14 protein-coding genes and 2 tRNA genes are annotated in these 19,265 nt (G+C 60.1%); 10 read left to right on the top strand and 6 right to left on the bottom strand.

Annotated features, from left to right (window positions below):
- The first annotated feature begins 130 nt into the window (after positions 1-130).
- The 5 genes from clpB to PB2503_RS00695 all read left to right on the top strand — a co-directional run bounded on the left by clpB (position 131) and on the right by PB2503_RS00695 (position 5,737).
- Positions 131-2,794, top strand: a complete 2,664-nt coding sequence (clpB, locus tag PB2503_RS00715; RefSeq protein ID WP_013299295.1) for an ATP-dependent chaperone ClpB — start codon at positions 131-133, stop codon at positions 2,792-2,794.
- Between the two features lie 309 nt (positions 2,795-3,103).
- Positions 3,104-3,619, top strand: a complete 516-nt coding sequence (locus PB2503_RS00710) for a peroxiredoxin family protein (RefSeq protein WP_013299294.1) — start codon at positions 3,104-3,106, stop codon at positions 3,617-3,619.
- Between the two features lie 13 nt (positions 3,620-3,632).
- The gene (locus tag PB2503_RS00705) at positions 3,633-3,956 is read left to right on the top strand and encodes a YbjQ family protein (RefSeq protein ID WP_013299293.1); all 324 of its coding nucleotides are present in this window, start codon (positions 3,633-3,635) and stop codon (positions 3,954-3,956) included.
- A gap of 38 nt (positions 3,957-3,994) precedes the next feature.
- Positions 3,995-5,035 carry a DUF3616 domain-containing protein gene (locus tag PB2503_RS00700; RefSeq protein ID WP_013299292.1) on the top strand — a complete coding sequence of 347 codons (1,041 nt, stop codon included), beginning with the start codon at positions 3,995-3,997 and terminating at the stop codon, positions 5,033-5,035.
- Between the two features lie 36 nt (positions 5,036-5,071).
- A complete protein-coding gene (locus PB2503_RS00695) occupies positions 5,072-5,737 on the top strand; it encodes an SDR family NAD(P)-dependent oxidoreductase (RefSeq protein ID WP_013299291.1) in 666 nt (221 codons plus the stop codon).
- A gap of 120 nt (positions 5,738-5,857) precedes the next feature.
- Here PB2503_RS00695 and PB2503_RS00690 read toward each other — a convergent pair whose 3' ends face one another.
- From PB2503_RS00690 to PB2503_RS00665, 6 genes are all read right to left on the bottom strand, one after another.
- Complete coding sequence (locus tag PB2503_RS00690; protein WP_013299290.1) at positions 5,858-7,282, bottom strand: coniferyl aldehyde dehydrogenase; 1,425 nt, start codon at positions 7,280-7,282, stop codon at positions 5,858-5,860.
- 370 nt (positions 7,283-7,652) lie between these two features.
- Positions 7,653-7,727, bottom strand: a tRNA-Asn gene (locus PB2503_RS00685).
- Between the two features lie 190 nt (positions 7,728-7,917).
- Positions 7,918-11,097, bottom strand: a complete 3,180-nt coding sequence (locus PB2503_RS00680) for an efflux RND transporter permease subunit (RefSeq protein WP_013299289.1) — start codon at positions 11,095-11,097, stop codon at positions 7,918-7,920.
- Positions 11,094-12,359 (bottom strand): efflux RND transporter periplasmic adaptor subunit, encoded by a 1,266-nt coding sequence (locus PB2503_RS00675; protein ID WP_013299288.1) that lies wholly within the window; start codon positions 12,357-12,359, stop codon positions 11,094-11,096. The genes PB2503_RS00680 and PB2503_RS00675 overlap by 4 nt, the downstream gene beginning before the upstream one ends.
- The gene (locus PB2503_RS00670; protein WP_083810915.1) at positions 12,359-13,909 is read right to left on the bottom strand and encodes a TolC family protein; all 1,551 of its coding nucleotides are present in this window, start codon (positions 13,907-13,909) and stop codon (positions 12,359-12,361) included. Before PB2503_RS00670 ends, PB2503_RS00675 begins: the two co-directional genes overlap by 1 nt.
- Positions 13,910-14,204: 295 nt before the next feature.
- Positions 14,205-14,278 (bottom strand) — tRNA-Cys (locus PB2503_RS00665).
- 218 nt (positions 14,279-14,496) lie between these two features.
- On the opposite strand from PB2503_RS00665, the gene PB2503_RS14205 reads away from it, so the two are divergent.
- The 5 genes from PB2503_RS14205 to PB2503_RS00640 all read left to right on the top strand — a co-directional run bounded on the left by PB2503_RS14205 (position 14,497) and on the right by PB2503_RS00640 (position 19,256).
- Positions 14,497-15,156 carry a protein-L-isoaspartate O-methyltransferase family protein gene (locus PB2503_RS14205; protein ID WP_013299286.1) on the top strand — a complete coding sequence of 220 codons (660 nt, stop codon included), beginning with the start codon at positions 14,497-14,499 and terminating at the stop codon, positions 15,154-15,156.
- 87 nt (positions 15,157-15,243) lie between these two features.
- Entirely contained in the window at positions 15,244-15,822 is a 579-nt protein-coding gene (gene popZ / locus PB2503_RS00655) for a PopZ family protein (RefSeq protein WP_013299285.1), read from the top strand.
- A 221-nt stretch (positions 15,823-16,043) separates the two neighbouring features.
- A complete protein-coding gene (locus PB2503_RS00650) occupies positions 16,044-16,676 on the top strand; it encodes an ATP-dependent Clp protease proteolytic subunit (protein WP_013299284.1) in 633 nt (210 codons plus the stop codon).
- 196 nt (positions 16,677-16,872) lie between these two features.
- Positions 16,873-18,186 carry an ATP-dependent Clp protease ATP-binding subunit ClpX gene (gene clpX, locus PB2503_RS00645; protein WP_013299283.1) on the top strand — a complete coding sequence of 438 codons (1,314 nt, stop codon included), beginning with the start codon at positions 16,873-16,875 and terminating at the stop codon, positions 18,184-18,186.
- A 155-nt stretch (positions 18,187-18,341) separates the two neighbouring features.
- Entirely contained in the window at positions 18,342-19,256 is a 915-nt protein-coding gene (locus PB2503_RS00640) for an SDR family NAD(P)-dependent oxidoreductase (RefSeq protein ID WP_041535060.1), read from the top strand.
- The last annotated feature ends 9 nt before the right edge of the window (positions 19,257-19,265 follow it).

The following is a 19,265-nucleotide window of genomic DNA, read 5'->3' as shown; positions in this document are numbered from 1 at the left end:
TCGATATCAAGCGCCGTCCAGTCCCGCCGCGTTGCCTGCTTGAAATCGAGGGGCCGGTTCTCATTTATGACTATGATCGTTGCCGCTTTTCGGAGCGATCATCCGTATTGATGCTCAAATGAGGTCAGTCATGAATTTTGACAAATACACGGACCGCGCCAAGGGCCTGGTCCAGGCGGCGCAGACCATTGCGATCCGGGAAAATCACCAGCAGATTACGCCCTTCCACGTTCTGAAGGCATTGCTTGACGACAGTGAAGGGCTTGCGGCGAATCTGATGCGCCGTGCCGGGGGCGACCCTGATCTGGCGCTTACCGCCGTCGATCAGGCATTGGCAAAATTGCCGACCGTTCAAGGGGCGAACGCACAGGTCTATATGGCCCAGCCCACCGCCCGTATTTTTACCCAGGCCGAGGATATCGCGAAAAAGGCGGGCGACAGCTATGTCACCGCAGAGCGTCTACTCGTCGCTCTGGCGCTTGAGGGGGAAACGGCGGCGACCTTGAAAAAGGCGGGGCTGTCCCCTCAATCACTCAATACAGCCATCAATGAAATCCGCAAAGGTCGTACAGCGGATAATGCGAATGCGGAGCAGGGATATGACGCGCTCAAACGCTATGCGCGTGATCTTACCGACGCCGCGCGCGAAGGGAAGCTCGATCCGATCATCGGCCGTGACGAAGAAATCCGCCGAGCCATGCAAATCCTGTCCCGCCGTACCAAGAACAACCCCGTTCTGATCGGTGAACCGGGGGTGGGTAAGACCGCCATCGCCGAGGGGCTGGCCTTGCGGATTGTCAATGGCGATGTGCCTGAGAGCCTCAAGGATAAACGGCTCCTCGCCCTCGACCTTGGGTCTCTCATCGCGGGGGCCAAATATCGGGGTGAATTCGAGGAGCGGCTGAAGGCCGTGTTGTCGGAGACGACATCGGCGGAGGGGCAAATCATTCTCTTCATCGATGAGATGCATACCTTGGTGGGGGCCGGGAAGACCGACGGCGCCATGGATGCCTCCAACCTGCTGAAGCCCGCGCTGGCCCGCGGGGAATTGCACTGCATCGGCGCGACAACCCTCGACGAATATCGTAAATATGTCGAGAAGGATGCGGCCCTTGCGCGTCGCTTCCAGGCTGTGTTCGTCAGTGAGCCAACGGTTGCCGATACGATCTCTATCCTTCGTGGGCTGAAAGAGAAATATGAGTTGCACCATGGCGTGCGGATTGCCGACAGCGCGATTGTTTCCGCGGCGACTTTATCGAACCGGTATATTACCGATCGTTTTTTGCCCGATAAGGCGATTGACCTTGTCGATGAGGCGGCCTCACGGCTCCGTATGGCCGTGGATTCAAAGCCCGAGGAGCTCGATGCCCTCGATCGGCAGATCATCCAGATGAAGATCGAGCGGGAGGCCCTTCTCAAAGAGGACGATACCGCGTCGAAAGATCGGTTGACGGATTTGGAGAAGGGCCTTGCCGCGCTTGAGGAGCGGTCGGCCGAGCTGACGGCCGCCTGGCAGGCGGAAAAAGAGGCGCTGGCCTCGACCACGTCAGTCAAGGAAGAGCTCGACAGAGCCCGGCAGGATCTGGTGGACGCCGAACGGCGGGGCGATTTGGCCAAGGCCTCAGAGTTGAAATATGGCCAGATCCCGGCCCTGGAGCGTCGGCTTGAGGAGGCGGAGGGCCGTCAGGATGCGGACGGGGTCAATTCAGGTCTTGTGCAAGAGGTCGTGGATAGCGAAACGATCGCGCAGGTCGTTTCGAAATGGACCGGTATCCCCGTCGACAAGATGCTTGAGGGGGAGCGTGACAAACTCCTCCGTATGGAGGAGGTTCTCCACTCTCGCGTGATCGGACAGGAGGAGGCGGTGACCGCCGTATCCGCCGCCGTCAGGCGCGCGCGGGCGGGATTGCAGGATCCTAACCGTCCCCTTGGATCGTTCCTCTTCCTGGGCCCGACAGGGGTTGGCAAGACCGAGCTGACAAAGGCCTTGGCGGCGTTTCTGTTCGATGACGATCAGGCCATTGCGCGGATCGATATGTCGGAGTTCATGGAAAAGCACGCGGTCAGTCGCCTGATTGGCGCGCCTCCCGGCTATGTCGGCTATGAGGAGGGGGGCGTGTTGACCGAGGCTGTCCGTCGGCGCCCTTATCAAGTGATCCTGTTCGATGAGGTGGAAAAGGCGCACCCGGATGTATTCAATATCCTCCTTCAGGTCTTGGACGATGGCCGCCTGACGGATGGTCAGGGGCGGGTGGTCGATTTCAAGAATACGATCATTATCCTCACCTCCAATCTTGGCGCGGAGTATATGACCGGCCTTGCCGAAGGACAGACGGTAGAGACGGTACGGGAGCAGGTGATGGCCGCCGTCAGAAGTGCGTTCCGGCCGGAATTCCTCAATCGTCTCGATGAGATCATTCTTTTCTCGCGTCTTGAGCGAGATCAGATGGGCGGTATCGTCGATATCCAGATCGCGCGGCTACAATCGCTTCTCGATGATCGAAAGATCGTTATCGAGATTGATGACGCGGCTCGGCAGTGGCTCGCGCAATCGGGATATGATCCAGCCTTCGGTGCGCGCCCGCTCAAGCGGGTGATCCAAAAGGCCGTGCAAGACCCGCTTGCAGAGCGTCTATTGGCGGGCCGCATTTCCGATGGAGCAACGTTGCATCTGTCTGCGGATGATACGGGGTTAATTCTCGATGGGGAGCATTTGACGAGTCGGAAAGCCTTCTCCCTCGGGACCGTGCCGACATCCGATGCCGGATCCCCCCCAACCCACATGCTAAATTGACAACAGGCCGTGGGGTGGCCCCCCACGGCCTCATGCCAAATCCTGAAACACACAAACGGCCTATGTCCCAGAGGTTCCCTGGCACATCAGAACGATCCTTTCTGTGCCATCGGCGGAGACGGTCTTGCCAGAGAGGATCGGGTTTACGGCGGCGAGGGCCGTCTCGTCCTCTACCGCGGCAAGGATCGGCCCTTCGCCCGGCTGCCCGCCTGAAACCTCAACCGTGAGTCTGAAACTGCCTCTCGCTGGCGGAACCGTGCATCGGGGCTTTGTGTTCTTCTGTGACACGCCCGAACAAAAGAGGTTCGTATGCTGCTTCATCCCGGCCGGAAGGCGCCGTCGCTCGACATCCCGACTCTAAAGGGCGATCATTGGTCTCTTGATCGCCGCACACCGGATGCGATGACAATTATCCTCGTTTATCGTGGGCTTCATTGTCCTGCGTGCAAAGAACAATTGGAAAAGCTGAATAAGATGATCGGTCGTTTTGCTGATCTCGGGGCGGAGATTTTCGCTCTTTCCATGGATAGTCGAGAGCGGGCCCAGCAAACCGCGGAGGAATGGGCGATTGACGACGTTCCGCTTGGCTATGGGCTGAGCGCCGAAAGGGCCACCGATTGGGGGCTATTCCTGTCGACCGCCATCAAGGAAGAAGAGCCCGCCATTTTTGCGGAGCCCGGGATCTTTATGATCAAGCCTGACGGGACTTTGTTCGCGGCGTATCTTCAGTCGGTACCGTTCGCACGACCGACCTTGGACGATCTGTTGTCCGGGCTCGAATTTGTCATCGATAACGATTATCCTGCCAGAGGCATAGAGCGATAGGGGAGATACCAGGATGATCGTTGCGACCACCGAAGGCGTAGCGGGGCGCGAAGTCACTGAAGTCAAAGGCGTTGTGGCGGGCGAAGCGATCCTCGGCGTGAATATCTTTCGGGACCTGTTCGCAGGGCTGCGCGATATTATTGGGGGCCGCTCAGGCGGCTATCAAAAGGCGCTCAGAGAGGCGCGGGATCACGCCATGGCCGACATGGTTGAGGAGGCTCTGCAACTCGGGGCCGATGCCGTGGTCGGCATCGATATCGATTATGAGGCGGTCGACACGAATAAAGGCTCTATGCTGATGGTCTCATGTAATGGGACGGCGGTGTCCTTGCGTTGAGCAAGGTGCTCCAAATAGGCGAACGGACGACTGTTCCTTTGATCTTCGATCCCCTGATTCTTGGGGGGCGGACAGGGACGCCGTCCGTCGCCACGGCGGGGTCAATGATCCGCATCGGGCAGACCTTATTCCTTGCGCCCGCCCTTGGGGCTTTTGTGGACCGCCTTGTCCTCTCCCCGGGGGGGGATCGCTTTCATCGACATAAGCGCTACGATCTCTCTACGGTCTTTTCGTTTCCAAGTGTGACCGGAAAGGGCGTGAGGCTGGCAGGACTTTCCATTGCCGACGGATATTTGTGGGTCTGTGCGACGCAAAGTCTTCGGCGCCCTTCTGGTGAAGATGGAGATACGCCGCTGACGGATCTTCACTGGTGTGCGGATGAGGCTTTTTTCGGTCGGGTGCCTCTGCTGGAGCGCGAAAAGGGGGTTTTCGAGGTCGTGGGCGCGGTGGCGCCGTTCGGCTTTCCGCTGCGCCAGGCAGCATCGATCCCGATGGAGGAGGGGCGTGACGTCATCCGTCAACGCCTGGCGTCACACCCATTGCTGACGCCTTTTGCCGGACTTCCCGAGGGCGATAACGGCCTTGCGGTGGGCGGTGTCATGATGGAGCCGTCCTCTTCCTCCGTGATTTTCGCTCTGAAGGGCCCCGTCATCGACGGAAAGGCGATTTTGGTCAGATGGCCGATTGCGGAGAAGGCGGAAGGTCGCTTGAAATTCCCGAAGGAGGGGGAGCGACATCCCGATATCCTGACCTGCGATCTGGGGGGAGGGGGCATTCATGCGATGAGTTTTCTCCGTGATCGGCTTTATTTTCTCTCCGGGCCGGTTGTGTCGGGCCCTTTGGGGCGGGATATCTGGTCCTGTCGCTGGTCACCGACGGCCAATGCCCCCAGCCCGACGGATTTCCGCCACCACCATTCTCTCGCCGATCATGGCGGGCCGCGGCGGGCCTGTGGCCTTGCTGCTGAGATGCCCCTTCCCGACCGTATTCGCCTTTTGATCAGCTATGGGGCGACCCTGCCCCTTGCGGATAATGCCCATGAAATTTCTGTCGAAGCGGTGGAACTTCCTCTACCCTAAGGGCGGACAGCGATCTGATCAGAGAGGGGCGGTCTTATGCTCGAAGGAAAATCCGTTGTCATTACAGGCGCGGGGGGAGCGCTGGGCAGAGCCGCGGTAAAGGCTGTGGAGGCCAATGGGGGCTGGCCGTTCCTTGTCGATCGAACGCTCACAGAGCTATCTGACCGTGAACGGATGGCCGAACTCGATGTGACCGACGATGCGGCGGTGGCGGCGTTAGCCGCCCGGGTGGAGACCGTCGACGCTGTGTTTGCCATCGCCGGCGGCTTCGATATGGGAGAACGCCTCAGCGATCCGGCCTCGGACCGTTGGGACGCAATGATGCGCGCCAATGTCGACACCTGCCGCGTCGTCATGCGGCATTTCCTCCCCCGTCTGCGCGAACGAGGCGGGGCGTTTGTCACGGTGGGGGCCTATGCGGCGCTCTCCGGTCAGGCGGAGATGGGGGCTTATATTGCCGCCAAAAGCGTCGTTATGCGGATGACGGAGACTGCGGCGGCGGAGGAGCGTCTGCACGGGGTGAATGTCAACGCCGTCCTCCCCACCATCATCGACACGCCGGGCAATCGCGCGGCCATGCCCGATGCGGACTGGGGAAAATGGGTCTCCCCTGATCGACTGGCCCGGACAATGTGCTTCCTCGCCTCGGAGGCGGCGGCGGATATCCACGGCGCGCTGCTTCCGGTGCGCGCCTTGTCCTGATTCCGCCCGGTCCGGCGAGGGAGGCATGTGACACCCTCACTCTTTCGATCATCGTCAGGGGGCCTCGCCCGCCTCATGCCATTGGAGACGTAACGAAGGCGCGCGCCCCAGATGGAGGGCTCAGGATTTCCGTAAGAAGAAATTCGTCGTCAGCTTGGCGAGACGTCCAAAGGGAGGGCCAAGCATCTCGAAACTATTCAGGGGACCGACCTTGAACACCGAGCGGGCATGGGAGAATCGTTTGAAGCCATCCTCCCCGTGATAGGCACCGGAGCCGGAATGTCCCACGCCGCCAAAGGGCAAATTGTGCTGAACTAGATGGAGCAGGGTCGAGTTGACCGATACCCCGCCGGAAATGGCCCCCGAAAGCACCTGCTTCTCCCGTGATTTGTTCTTGGTAAAGACATAAAGCGCGAGAGGGTGCGTGCGATCATTGATGAAGCGCAGGGCATCGTCGAGGTCGCTATATTCCACGATCGGTAAGACCGGCCCGAAAATCTCTTCCTCTAAGATCGCCACCCCGTTGGGCGGGTTTAGAATCACGGTCGGGCTCATTTTGCCCACGGGGGCTTGCCCGGCGGTGAGCACTTTGCCCCCAAGGCGCGCGGCCTCGGTCACGATCTGCTCAAGGCGCTCCAAATGCCGTTCATTGACGATCCCCGTGTAGGTCTCGCTGGCCAGATCGGGGATGCCGCGCTTGACCTCCGCGATCAACGCCTCGGCAAACGCCGTCCCGGTCCCTTTAGGCACGAGCACATAGTCTGGGGCGATACAGGTCTGGCCGGCATTGATGAACTTGCCCAGTGCGATGCTTCGCACAGCCTTATCCATGGAGTAGTCGTCACAGACGATGGCCGGTGATTTCCCGCCCAATTCAAGGGTCGTGGGGGTGAGATTCTCCGCCGCGGCAAGGGCGATACGCCGTCCGATTGAGGTCGAGCCCGTGAACAGCAGATGATCGAAAGGCATGGTGGAGAAATAGGCGCCGATATCGATCCCGCCGGTCACCACCGCAACTTCTTCTTCATCGAAATAGGTCTCGATCAATTGCGCCATCAGCGCCGATGTCTGGGGGGTCAATTCGGACGGTTTGATCATGACGCGGTTCCCCGCGGCCAGCGCATCGATCAGGGGGGAAAGGGTCAAGAGCAGCGGGTAATTCCAGGGGGAGATGATCCCAAGGACGCCGAGCGGCTCATGCTGCACCCATGCCGAGCCCGGGAGTGAGGTCAAATTGACCCCGCGGCGTCGCGGTTTCATCCATTTTTTGACGTGGCTCCTCGCATGGTCCGCCGCGGTCGCCACAAGCATCAGCTCGCACAGTTCGGTTTCCATGCGTGAGCGGTGGCCGAAATCCCGATTAACCGCCTCGATGAGGGCATCCTTATGATGCGTCACGATCTTTTTGACACGGGCGATGGCATCGCGGCGCTGGTCGGCGCTCAGCACCCGCTGACGTCGGCACGCCGCCTGTTGCTTTTCCAAAATGGTGTCGAGACGCTCCGAAACGGAAACCTCAGATTTGGAGACAGCTAATTCTAACATAGCGCTATGTTTCCTCTCGCTCTGGCGGCGGGTGTGTTGAGACACCTCTTTAACCTCGTTTAGGCGATTACCCTAGGAGATTGGCCGGAAAATCGAATTCTCACAAGGGGGAGTCACAGATAGTCTTAATGGCTCGATGGCTCTGAGACCTTGAGGGGAGCTAGCAATACCTGTTCCTTCGCCGATCCGGCCGACCAGCCCGACGGAAATCTGCCCGATGTGGGTCTGCGGCCCCCGCAGGGTCATCCGGGTGCGGCCGTGGGACTGTCGGTAAGGATCGTGTGTTGTGCCCATGCGCCGTTATGGGCGCCGGTCACTCTCAAGATTTCCGCCGAACGCCTGTCTTTAATGCGGGATTTGGGCTGAAAAATGGCTCCGGAGGAGGGATTCGAACCCCCGGCCAAGCGGTTAACAGCCGCTTGCTCTACCACTGAGCTACTCCGGAATGCCGTGGACCGCTGCCTTACTCATCTCCTAGGGGCAAATCCAGCCTGAAAACCGGCGGAAGGACAAAAAATGGCCCCGCCTTGGGGAGACGGGGCCAACTTGGGGGTATGGTGGGTATCTTCCTGGGAGAGAAGATACCTAATGCCTAAGCCGTTAAGGTTAACGGCGAGTAAACGGCGTGATGAGAATTATTCCGCAGGATGTAATCGGTCGTCATCGATTTCTGGATGGTGCGGTGTCGGTCCCGACAGCCCCCCCTCATGACCCAATCTGGGCTGATCCTCTCCGGTCCACAACCCCCGATAGAAACGAGCGATGTCCACCCCCACGGCGTAGAGGGCGGGGACGAAGATCAAGGTGACGAAGAGGGCAAACAGCACCCCGAAGGCAAGGGCGATGACCATCGGGCGCAGGAACTTTGCGTCGTAGCTGTCCTCAAGCAGGATCGGGACGAGGCCCACAAAGGTCGTCACAGAGGTCAGCAAGATGGGACGGAAACGCACGACGCCGGCCTCGACCAGGGCAGCGGCGGCGCCCACGCCTTCTCGTCGGAGGCGATTGACGTAATCGACGAGAACCAGATTGTCGTTCACGACAACGCCCCCGGCGGCGCAGATCCCGAAGATCGAGAACATGGCAAAGTTTTCCCCCAATAGGAGGTGCCCGAACAACGCCCCCATAAATCCAAAGGGAATCGCCGACATGATCATCAGCGGCTGGAAATAGGACGAGAAGGCAATGGCCAGCAGCATATACATGCAGAAGAGGGCAAGGCCGTAGAGCACGGTTACATTTTGCTGGAACTCACGCTGCTCCTCATCATTGCCGCGCCGTTTGATTTCGACGGACGGGTATTTGGCCAGTAATTGCGGCACAAAGGTTGAGTAGAAATCCGCGCGGATCGGGCCCGCATCGGCGCCTTCCCTCACGCGTGACCAGACGCGCACGGACCGTTCCCGATCGACCCGGTCGATCCGGCGGACGGCGGGACCGTACCGATAGTCCGCAACGGCGCTGAGGGGAATTTCGCGCCCATCGGCAAGCCGAATGCGCATACTCGACAGGCTTTCGAAATTCTCTCTGGTCTCGAGGGGATAGCGGACCATCACCCGCACATCTTGACCGTTTCGGGGCAGGCGCTGGGCCTCCTCGCCGTAAAAGGCCTGGCGGACCTGGCGGGAAACCTCGCCGATGCTCAGCCCAAAGCGCTCGGCCCCGGGCTTGAGTTCGAAAACAAGCTCATCCTGGGCTGATTGCAGACTGTCCCCGACATCGTAGAGTTCGCCGAACTGGCCGATAAAGGCTTTGACCTCGGTTACGGCGGCGCTCAATTCATCGATGTCGGCCGATTGCAGGCCGACGATAAACCGATCGCCCCCATCATTCGCAAAATTCGTGGAAAGGGAAATGTCCTCAGAGTCCGGAACAGGGCCGATCAGTGTGCGCAGTCGTTCGGAGATCGTGCCCAAGGTCTGGTCTCGGGCATCCGAGGGGCTCATGATGAGCGTGACATTGATCCAGCCCGGCCAGGCCGCGACGGTGGCCGACAACACCGTATCCTGACCATTGCGGTCGAGAAGTTCCTGGTCGAGCTGTTCGATCGCCGTTTCCACCTGCTCCAGCACTTGCTCGGTACGCGACATCGGCGTTGCCGATTGCATATCGACGGTCAGCATAATGAGGCGCTGCTCTACATCGGGCTGGAACTGAAATTTCACATACCCCAATTGCAGCAATGCCACGCTAACCGCGAAAAGACCGAGGAAAATCGCAACGGTCACATAGCGAGAGGCGAGGGCCAGTTGCAGGACCGGCCGATAAATCATGTCGCCGAAGGTCACCAAGGCGTCGGCGATCTTTCCTTGAAAGCTCAGCAGTCCCCCGGACTTTGGTTTGCTCAAATGAGCAAGGTGAGCGGGCAGGATGAGGAAGCTTTCAATGAGAGAAAAAGTCAGAGCAAGGATGATTGTCCAGGCGATATGCTTGGTGAAATCGCCCCAGACACCGCCGATGAGCAGGAAGGGAGAGAACGCGATCATGGTGGTCAAGACGGCAAAGACCACCGGCTTCAAAACGATTTGGGTGCCGAGAACGGCCGCATCGAGACCTTGTTTTCCGATCTCGGTCTGCCGGTGGATGCTTTCGCCGACCACGAGGGCATCGTCCACCACGATCCCGATCACCAGCAACATGGCGAACAGCGACAGCATGTTGAGGGAAACATCGACCATCGGCAGGAAAATAAACGTGCCGATAAAGGAAATGCCGATCCCGGCCGAGACCCATATGGCCACGGTGGGGCGCAAAAACAGGAACAGGATGATCAGAACCAGGATGAGCCCCGCGACGGCGTTTTCGCTGACCAGCTTCATCCGACCGAAATAAAGCTCGGCGAGTGTGTATTGCTCCTTCAGTTCCACGCCGGGGGGCAGGGAAGACTGCTTTTCGTCGATCCAGTCAGAGATCGCCCGGCTGGTATTGACGATATTGACCGTCTCCGGTTGCAAAACTTCGATCAGGCGCGCGGGCTTGCCGTCGATCCGAAAGATCGAGTTCCGTTCGGCAAAGCCGTCCGTGACGGTGGCGACATCGCCGACACGGACGACGGAGCCATCTTGGTTGCGCCGGATGACCAGGGCCTCGAACTCATCGGCGGTGTCAGCCAATTGACGGGTCGCAATAGGGATATTGCCGGTGGTGGTGCGAATTTCACCCATCGAACGATTGACCGAGGTGCTGCCGATGGCGGCGGCGACTTCGTCGAAGGTCAGACCATAGCGGCGCAGGGCCGATTCGGTGATCTCGACGGCGACTTCTTCCTCCTGATAGCCCTGAACCTCGATGAGGGGGCTACTGAAAGGGATCTGAGCCAATTCGTCCCGATACCGACGGGCCAATCGGTTGAGCTCGACTTCGCTGATCTGCGCCGGGTCGCCGGTGACCGAGACAAAGGTGATGGGCGTATCGGCCGTGGGGCGACTGACGACGGGGGGAAAGGAGGAGGGGGGCAGGTTCGACACCCCATCGACCCGCGCCTTCACGAGATTGAGGAAGGAATCGTAATCGGCCCCGTCCTCCATTTCGACGGTGACCTGTGCGGACCCTTCACGGGCCTGGGCGCTGATTTCCTTCACATTGTCGAGACCGGAAACCGCCTCTTCGATGCGGAGGACGATCTGTTCCTCAACGTCGCGCGGAGAGGCGCCGGGCCAAGAGACGCTCACATTGACTTGGTCGAGAGAGGCGGTCGGAAAGACCTCCCGCTCGATCTGGAACAAAAATGTGGCCATCCCCGCAACCAGGATCAGCACCATGAGGAGATTGGCGGCAACGCTGTTGCGGGCCCACCAGGCGACGAACCCGTTCATGGCGCGCCCCGCCCGCCGCTGGTCCCTGGGACCGATGCAAGCTCGCCCTCCGACGAGCCGCTTAAGCTGCCGAGGGCGGCGGTATCTCGACCCCGCATAAGAGGCCGAACTGTCGTGCCCGCCGGCACCGCGGCGCGAGAGACCACCACCCGTTGTCCCTCGCTCAGGCCGCCGGTGATGATCGCCCCCTGGTCGGTGAACGCTGCGATGTCGACCGGTTGGGCAGTGAGCACATTGTCCTCGTCGAGGACATAAACCGTATTCTCTTCTTGGATCGCGACCCTCGGCAATGTGACGGCGCGCTCAACCCGTGGGCCTTCGATCAGGGCATCCACGAAGAGGCCGATCGCCAGGGGGGTCCCGCCATCGGCGCTCCGACCATAGGGGTCGGGGACCTGGGCGATGGCCGCCACCTGACGCGTGGTGGGATCGATGGCCGCGTCAACGCGAACGATCTGCCCCTCCCAGCGATGGAGGCGCCCCCCCACAATCGTCGAGAGCGTGACCTTGGGGCGGTCGTCGTCGCTGTCGAAGGCGAGGGAAATGCCAAGCTTTGCCAGATCGCTGTCCGATAGCGGGAGGCGGATCTCCGCAATCTCGGTGGAGAAAATTTGCCCCAAGCTTGCCCCTGCATTGACGAATTGACCGGTATTCGCCGCAATCGATCGGATCCGGCCCGAGAAGGGGGCGGTGACGGTCGTGCGCTTTATATTCAGCCGCGCTTCCTCGAGATTGGCGAGGGCCGCCTGATAATTGGCTTCGGCACGGGCGAGTTGAGGGCGGCGAAGGGTGAGGTCTGAGGGACCTGATCCGGTATCGCCCAAAAGATCTTGGTAGTCCTGTTGCGCAAGGGCGGATTCGGCCCGCTCGATCTCCAGCTCCGTCCGCGCCTGGGCCACCTCGGCCTGCGCGCGGGACACTGCCAGACGATAGTCGGAATCCTCGATCTTGACCAATTCTTGCCCCGCGGTGACCGCGCCGCCGGGGGCGAAATCGGGCGACACGGAGAGAATTTTTCCGCTGACCTGGGTCACCAGACTGATATCCTGGCGGGGCGTGACTTCGCCTTGGGCGGCGACATTCAACTTGGCCTCGCCGAAAGCGACTTCCTCGACGAAGACCGTCGGATCGAAGGCCGTTGGCGCCTGGCGCTCGGCCTTTGGTTGACCGGCTTTGAGGAAGCCAAGGATCACGGCGAAGATCGCCACGACGACGAGGACGGCGGCGAGATTGCCGAAGATAACGGTAATTTTGCGGATCATTATGACCCCTCCTTAGACGACCCGATCGGCTGATCGAAAGCGATGAGGTCAGGATCGGTTTGGGGGTGGAAGGGCGCGCCAAGGGCGAGGTAAAGGTCGATGCGGTTGGACAACCGCGCCTCGGCGGCGGTGATGAACTGAGACTCCGACGAAATCGCCCGCTGCTGCGCGTTAATCAGGTCAAAGATCGTCGCGGTGCCGGCCAGATATTGTCGGACTGTCAAGGCTTCAGCCGCCTTCGCCTCTTCGAGGGCCAGCGCCTGGGCTGTATATTGTGTGCTGAGCAGGTGCTCCGCCGTAAGGGCGTTCTCCACCTCTTCATAGGCGCTGAGAACGGTTTGGCCGTATTGCGCGAGACTGCTTTTTAACTGAAATTCCCGCGCCTTTTCATTGGCCCGCAGGCGACCGCCCTGAAACAGAGGCTGGACGAGATTGCCGACGAGATTGGCGATCAGGTCGTCGGGGTCGTATGAGACATCGTCGTAGCTGTCGGCCACAAGGCTCTGGGCTGAGGCGGAAAGGGACAGGCTGGGCAAAAAGGCTTTTCGCGCGGCGGCAACCCTGAGGCCGGACGCCTCAATATCGGCTTCGGCGGCAAGGATGTCGGGGCGTCTGACGAGCAGCCATCCCGGTTCCCCCACCCCCGTAATGGCGCCATCCTCGTCAAGGATTGTCGGCAAGCCGGGCAGGGTGCCAAGCCCTTGCATCTGGCCCGCGGGATAGCGGCCGAGCAGGGTTTCGAGCCGCCGCGCCGCGGCGATCTCGGTCTGTCGACGCTGGGCGAGATTGGCGCGGGACTGGGCCAGGGACGACCGTGCAAGGCGCACGTCGAGGCTGGTCGAGATCCCGCGTTCATAGCGCCGCTCAATGACCCGAAGGTTGTTCTCCCCCGTCTCGACATCGCGTTCGGATAATTGACGCTGAAGGGTCGCGGCGGTCAGCCCGTAGAGCCCTTGGACGGCGGCCCCGGCGAGAGACAATTGTGCGGCCGCGAAGTCGAGCCGCGCCGCCTCGACATCCAGATAGGCGGCACGGGTTTGATCCGTCAGCCGTCCCCAGACATCGAGCTCCCAGGATAATGACGTGGAGAGGCGATAGGAGTCTGAGGAACTTGCTTCCCCACCCCCCTCGAATTCGCCGGTTTCGGGATTGAACTGCGGATCCCCCGCCGGTGTCCGAACGCTCGAGGCGGTAAAGCCGAATTGCGCTTGCGGCAGCAGTGACGCCCGGGTGACCCTGGCATTGGCGAGGATCGCCCCCACCTGGGACGCGCTGTTCTCCAGATCCTTGTTCCGGGCCAACGCTTCGGCGACCACGGCATCCGCCCGCGCATCCCCAAGATCGGCAAGCCAGTTTTCGGTGACGGCCTGGGCCGGGGCATCATCCGTCAGCGCAGTCCAACTCGGTGGGGTGGAAATCCCGTCGAGGGCTTGTTCGGCGGGCACGGTGGCGCAGGCGGCAACGCTCATCAAAAGAGCTGCCGTTCCGGGCCAGACCGCGCCAAAACGGCAACGCTCCCCTGCTCCGCTCACCATAAGAAATCCCATCATTCGGTCATCATAAACGAGGACCGATTGGTTTTAGTTTAAAAGGACGGAGGACACTGTGTCATCCGCTCGAACGCGCCTTTTGTGTCACATTATGTCGTAAAGTTTCGCCAAAACGGGGGAATTGTTCTCGGAATATTGCGGTGCATCGTTATCGGCGTGCTGGTCACCTGTGTCTCTCTCCTCAAGCGCGCGGCACAAGGGACAAGCGGGGCCGTGAAAGATTGGGATATCTGAGGATCAGACGAAGAGAGGCTCGTTAGATAGAAGAGAGATATAAAAGGATCGGTCGAAGACCTGGAGGCCACGCCCGGAATCGAACCGGGGTACACGGATTTGCAATCCGCTGCGTCACCACTCCGCCACGTGGCCTCGCCGAGACGAGAGACCGGGCCTTACGCTGTCAGTCTTCGCGCCGCAAGGAAAACTGCGCGCCGCTGTGGCCCCGTGATGCGCTGTTCCATTGCGCATTCTTAGGGGCCGCCAGGGCGTGCGCATGGGGCGAGGGGGCATCCTGCATTTCCGGTCGGACGGGGGCTTTCCTGACGGCGCGGGGCGGCCTATTCCAACGAACCAAAGCCTTTGGAGCGATGATGGATACGATAGAGGCCCGCAAACATATGGTCGACAGCCAGGTTCGGCCGAATGACGTCACCGACCCTGCCTTGGTGCGGGCCATGTCGACCGTCCCGCGGGAGGCCTTTGTCCCCACCAATCGCCGAAGTCTCGCCTATGTCGAAAAGGATGTCCCGTTATTTGATGGGCGATGGCTGCTCAAGGCACGCGACTTCTCCAAGCTGGTGCATGGGGCCACGATCCAGCCTGGCGACCTGGTGCTCGATATTGGTTGCGGCTATGGATATTCCTCCGCCGTGATCTCCTTTCTCGCCGGTGTCGTGGTGGGACTTGAGGCTGATGACCGCCCGATCGAGCGGGCCACGGAAACCTGCCGCACCCATGGCTACGACACGGTGGCGTTTGTGCAGGGCACGCTGGCTGAGGGGTGTCCCAAGCAGGGCCCCTATGATGTCATTGTCATTGAGGGCGGTATCGAAACCTTGCCCGACACCCTGTTTGCGCAATTGAAGCCGAATGGCGGGCGATTGGTCGCGATCATGTGCGAAGACGGCGTGGGGCACGCCACCCTTTGGACCCGGCATGGGGAAAAAAGGGGGCACAGGATCCTTTTCGAAGCGTATCCAGCGGGTATTCTGCCGGGGTTCGAAAAAGAACGCGCCTTCGTATTTTAACGCGGCGTTATTCTTTCTTCCGCGGGTTGCCCCGCAAGGCGAATGCGGGAATGTTTCATAGACCAGACAGAAGGGTATCGCTCCCCAATGGCGCAACCAAATACCGAACCGAGCATGGATGAGATACTCGCCTCGATAAGGCGGATTATCGCCGAGGACGATCAACCATCCATAGAAAAGCAGGCGCAACTCGAGACCCTTCAATTGGCCGAAGAGGACGCTGTCGAAGGGGCGGACAGGCCGATGGCCGAGGCCAAGGAGTCGACTGAGGCACTTGAGGCCGACGGCCCCGCGGCCGCCGCCGAAGAAGAATTGCCTGCCGAGGCGACCGCCGAGGTTGTGAGCGATCCCCTCGACGATTACGATCACCACGAACCCCCAGCTCCCTCTCCGTCAGCGCAAGAAGAGTCCGTGTCTATGACCGCAGCCGCCGCTCCCGCCCTTCAAGATCAACTGGTCGGTGCCGAAGCTTCCGAAGCCGCTGCCGACGCCTTTGGCGCCCTTGAGGAAAATGTGCGCCTGACCAATCAGGGCGCGCGCACGATAGAAGACCTGGTTGAGACGATGTTGCAGCCCATGGTGCGTCAGTGGCTCGACACGCATTTGCCGCGCATTGTTGAGGAAAAGGTCGAAGAAGAAGTGCGGCGCATCGCCCGCCGCCGCTGATTGCTTCGGTGCCGTGGGGGCGCGACATAGGGCTTGCCGTCAGCCTTTTCTGTGGTTTTCGGTCCTGCCCGGGTAACGGTTTGTTTGAGGGCCTGAGGCTAAGCGTCAGGGGTCTTGTCGTCTCCCACGATGCTCTCTTCGGAAGGCGTTGATCCCCAGGCGGGAGATCTTACCTCTATTGGCGCCGACGTCCGTCGACGCTGTCCTCACAGGAGTTATCCATGCGTGATCCCCACGACATCTATATGAACACATTGGTCCCTATGGTCATTGAACAGACCAGCCGCGGGGAGCGCTCCTTCGATATCTATTCCCGACTGCTCAAGGAACGTATCATTTTCCTGTCCGGGCAGGTCCACGATCAAGTGTCGACCTTGATCGTGGCGCAGCTTTTGTTTCTCGAGGCGGACAATCCGAAAAAGGACATCGCCTTCTACATCAACAGCCCCGGCGGGTCGGTGACGGCCGGTCTCGCGATGTACGATACGATGCGATATATCCGGCCGCAGATTTCCACCATGTGTGTGGGGCTCGCCGCCTCCATGGGGTCGTTGCTCTTAACGGCCGGGGACAAAGGGATGCGCTTTTCGCTGCCGAATTCCCGGATCATGGTGCACCAGCCCTCCGCTGGGTTTCAGGGGCAGGCGTCTGACATTGAGCGCCATGCGCGTGACATCATTCAAACCAAAAAGCGTCTGAACGAAATTTACGTTGAGCATACCGGCCAGGATTATGAGACGATCGAGCGCACCCTCGACCGCGATACGTTCATGACCCCCGAAGACGCGCTGGATTTCGGCCTGATCGACCAGGTTCTGGAAAAACGCGCCGTCGCCTCTGGCGATGAGGGGTGAGTAGCCCATCTTTAAGGGTGATGAATTAGTGATTAACGCTTCATTGCGAACGAGATAGTAACAAAAGCCGCGCAATCTTGGGGCTAAGCCGCGATTGCGTGACTGGTCCTCTTCATGCAGGATTGTGGCAAGTAAGAAGACGGATCGAGACGGCCATTGAGATCAGCTCGGTGGCCTGGCCCAGGAGGCGCCTTGCATGAGCAAAGTCGGTAATAAAGGTGGATCGGGCGCCGGCCCGACGGGTACCACAGGCGGTGGCGATGGAAAGAACACGCTGTACTGCTCGTTTTGTGGAAAATCTCAGCACGAGGTCCGTAAGCTGATCGCCGGGCCGACGGTTTTCATCTGTGATGAATGCGTCGAACTGTGCATGGATATTATCCGTGAGGAGTCCAAGACCTCTCTCGTCAAATCGGGGGAGGGGGTGCCGTCTCCCCAGCACATTCACTCCGTGCTCGATGATTATGTCATCGGCCAGGCCTATGCGAAGCGTGTGCTGTCGGTGGCGGTCCATAACCACTTCAAGCGCCTCAATCACGCGCAAAAGAATTCCGACGTGGAGCTGGCAAAGTCGAACATCCTTTTGGTGGGACCGACCGGATCGGGGAAAACGCTCCTGGCGCAAACCCTCGCGCGCATTCTCGACGTGCCGTTCACCATGGCCGACGCGACCACGCTGACCGAAGCCGGCTATGTCGGCGAAGATGTCGAGAACATCGTGCTGAAGCTTCTTCAGTCAGCGGACTACAATGTGGAGCGGGCCCAGCGCGGGATCGTCTATATTGACGAGATCGACAAGATCAGCCGCAAGTCTGATAATCCCTCGATCACCCGCGACGTATCAGGGGAAGGGGTTCAGCAAGCCCTTCTCAAGATCATGGAAGGCACAGTGGCGAGCGTGCCGCCCCAGGGCGGGCGGAAACATCCGCAGCAGGAATTCCTGCAGGTCGACACGACCAATATTCTGTTTATCGTTGGCGGGGCCTTCGCAGGTCTCGACAAAGTGATCCAATCCCGCGGCGATGGCGCATCGATCGGTTTCAACGCCGAGGTGAAGGAACTCGAAGATCGGCGTATCGGCGACGTTCTGCGCGAAGTCGAGCCGGAGGATCTGCTGAAATTCGGGTTGATCCCTGAATTCATCGGTCGTCTGCCGGTGATCGCCACCCTCGAAGACCTCGATGAAGAGGCCTTGGTTCAAATTTTGACCAGCCCGAAAAATGCGTTGGTGAAGCAATATCAGCGTCTGTTCGAGATGGAAGACGTGAAGCTGACCTTCAAACCCGAGGCGTTGGTGGCGGTGGCCAAAAAGGCGATCACGCGGAAGACCGGGGCGCGGGGCCTTCGGTCGATCATGGAAGGCATTCTGCTCGATACCATGTTCGATCTGCCCACCCTCGAAAATGTCGAGGAAGTCGTGATCAACGCCGAAGTCGTCGAAGGCAAGGGCGATCCCCTTTACGTCTACGGCGAAAAGGACAGCCAGGTCGCGGCCAAGAGCTCCGCCTAAGGGCAGGAGACGGGGACACCCGTTTCAAGGCGACCAACAACACCCTCACCCCCCGCTGTGCGCAGCGGGGGGTTTTGTTTGGCGGCGCCCGTGACGGCGCGCAAATGCTGGCCTACTCTCTGGGAGAATACGAGGCCATCGAAGAGGATTTGACCATGGCGATTTCGTTTGACGGCCGCGTGGCCATCGTAACCGGTGCAGGGGCGGGACTTGGCAGATCCCACGCCCTCGACCTCGCCCGCCGCGGCGCCAAAGTGGTCGTCAACGATTTCGGTGGGGCCGTCGATGGCAGCGGCGGCTCTTCGGGTCCAGCAGAAGCTGTGGTCGCCGAGATCGCTGCGGCGGGGGGCGAGGCGATCGCTCACGGGGCGGACGTGACGAATGCCGACCAGGTCGCGCATATGGTCGAGACGGCGATGGAGAAATGGGGCCGTATCGATATCCTCATCAACAATGCGGGTATTTTGCGGGATGCCAGCTTCCATAAGGGAAGCATCGAAGACTTCGAAAAGGTCGTGGACGTTCATTTGATGGGCGCGGTGATTTGTTCGAAGGCTGTTTGGCCGATCATGCGGGATCAAGCCTATGGTCGCGTGCTGGTGACGACATCATCTTCGGGGGTGTACGGAAATTTCGGCCAATCGAATTACGGTGCGGCCAAGATGGGCCTTGTGGGGTTGATGAATGTATTGGTCATTGAAGGGAAGAAATACGACATACGGGTCAACGCTCTCTGTCCCGCCGCCGCGACACGGATGACCGAAGGGTTGCTGCCCCCTGGGGCGGATGCGCTTCTGACCCCTGACTCCGTCACCCCCGCCGCTGTTTATCTTGTCTCCGAGGACAGCCCCAATCGTACGATCCTCAATGCGACGGCGGGCGGCTATTCCGTCACCTATATTGAGGAGACCCGCGGCATTGCGCTGCCGACATCGCAGCAAAATGCCGAGGCGATTGCCGAGAATTGGGAGAAGATTACCGATGAGACGGGGGCGGAACGTCTTGTCGAGGGAAACCAGCAAACGATGAAATTCGCCGTGATGGCCCAAAAGGTCGCCCAGTCGGACTGAGCGGCCCCG

Source organism: Parvularcula bermudensis HTCC2503 (assembly GCF_000152825.2).
GTDB lineage: Bacteria > Pseudomonadota > Alphaproteobacteria > Caulobacterales > Parvularculaceae > Parvularcula > Parvularcula bermudensis.
This window is presented reverse-complemented; position numbering and strand designations above follow the sequence as displayed.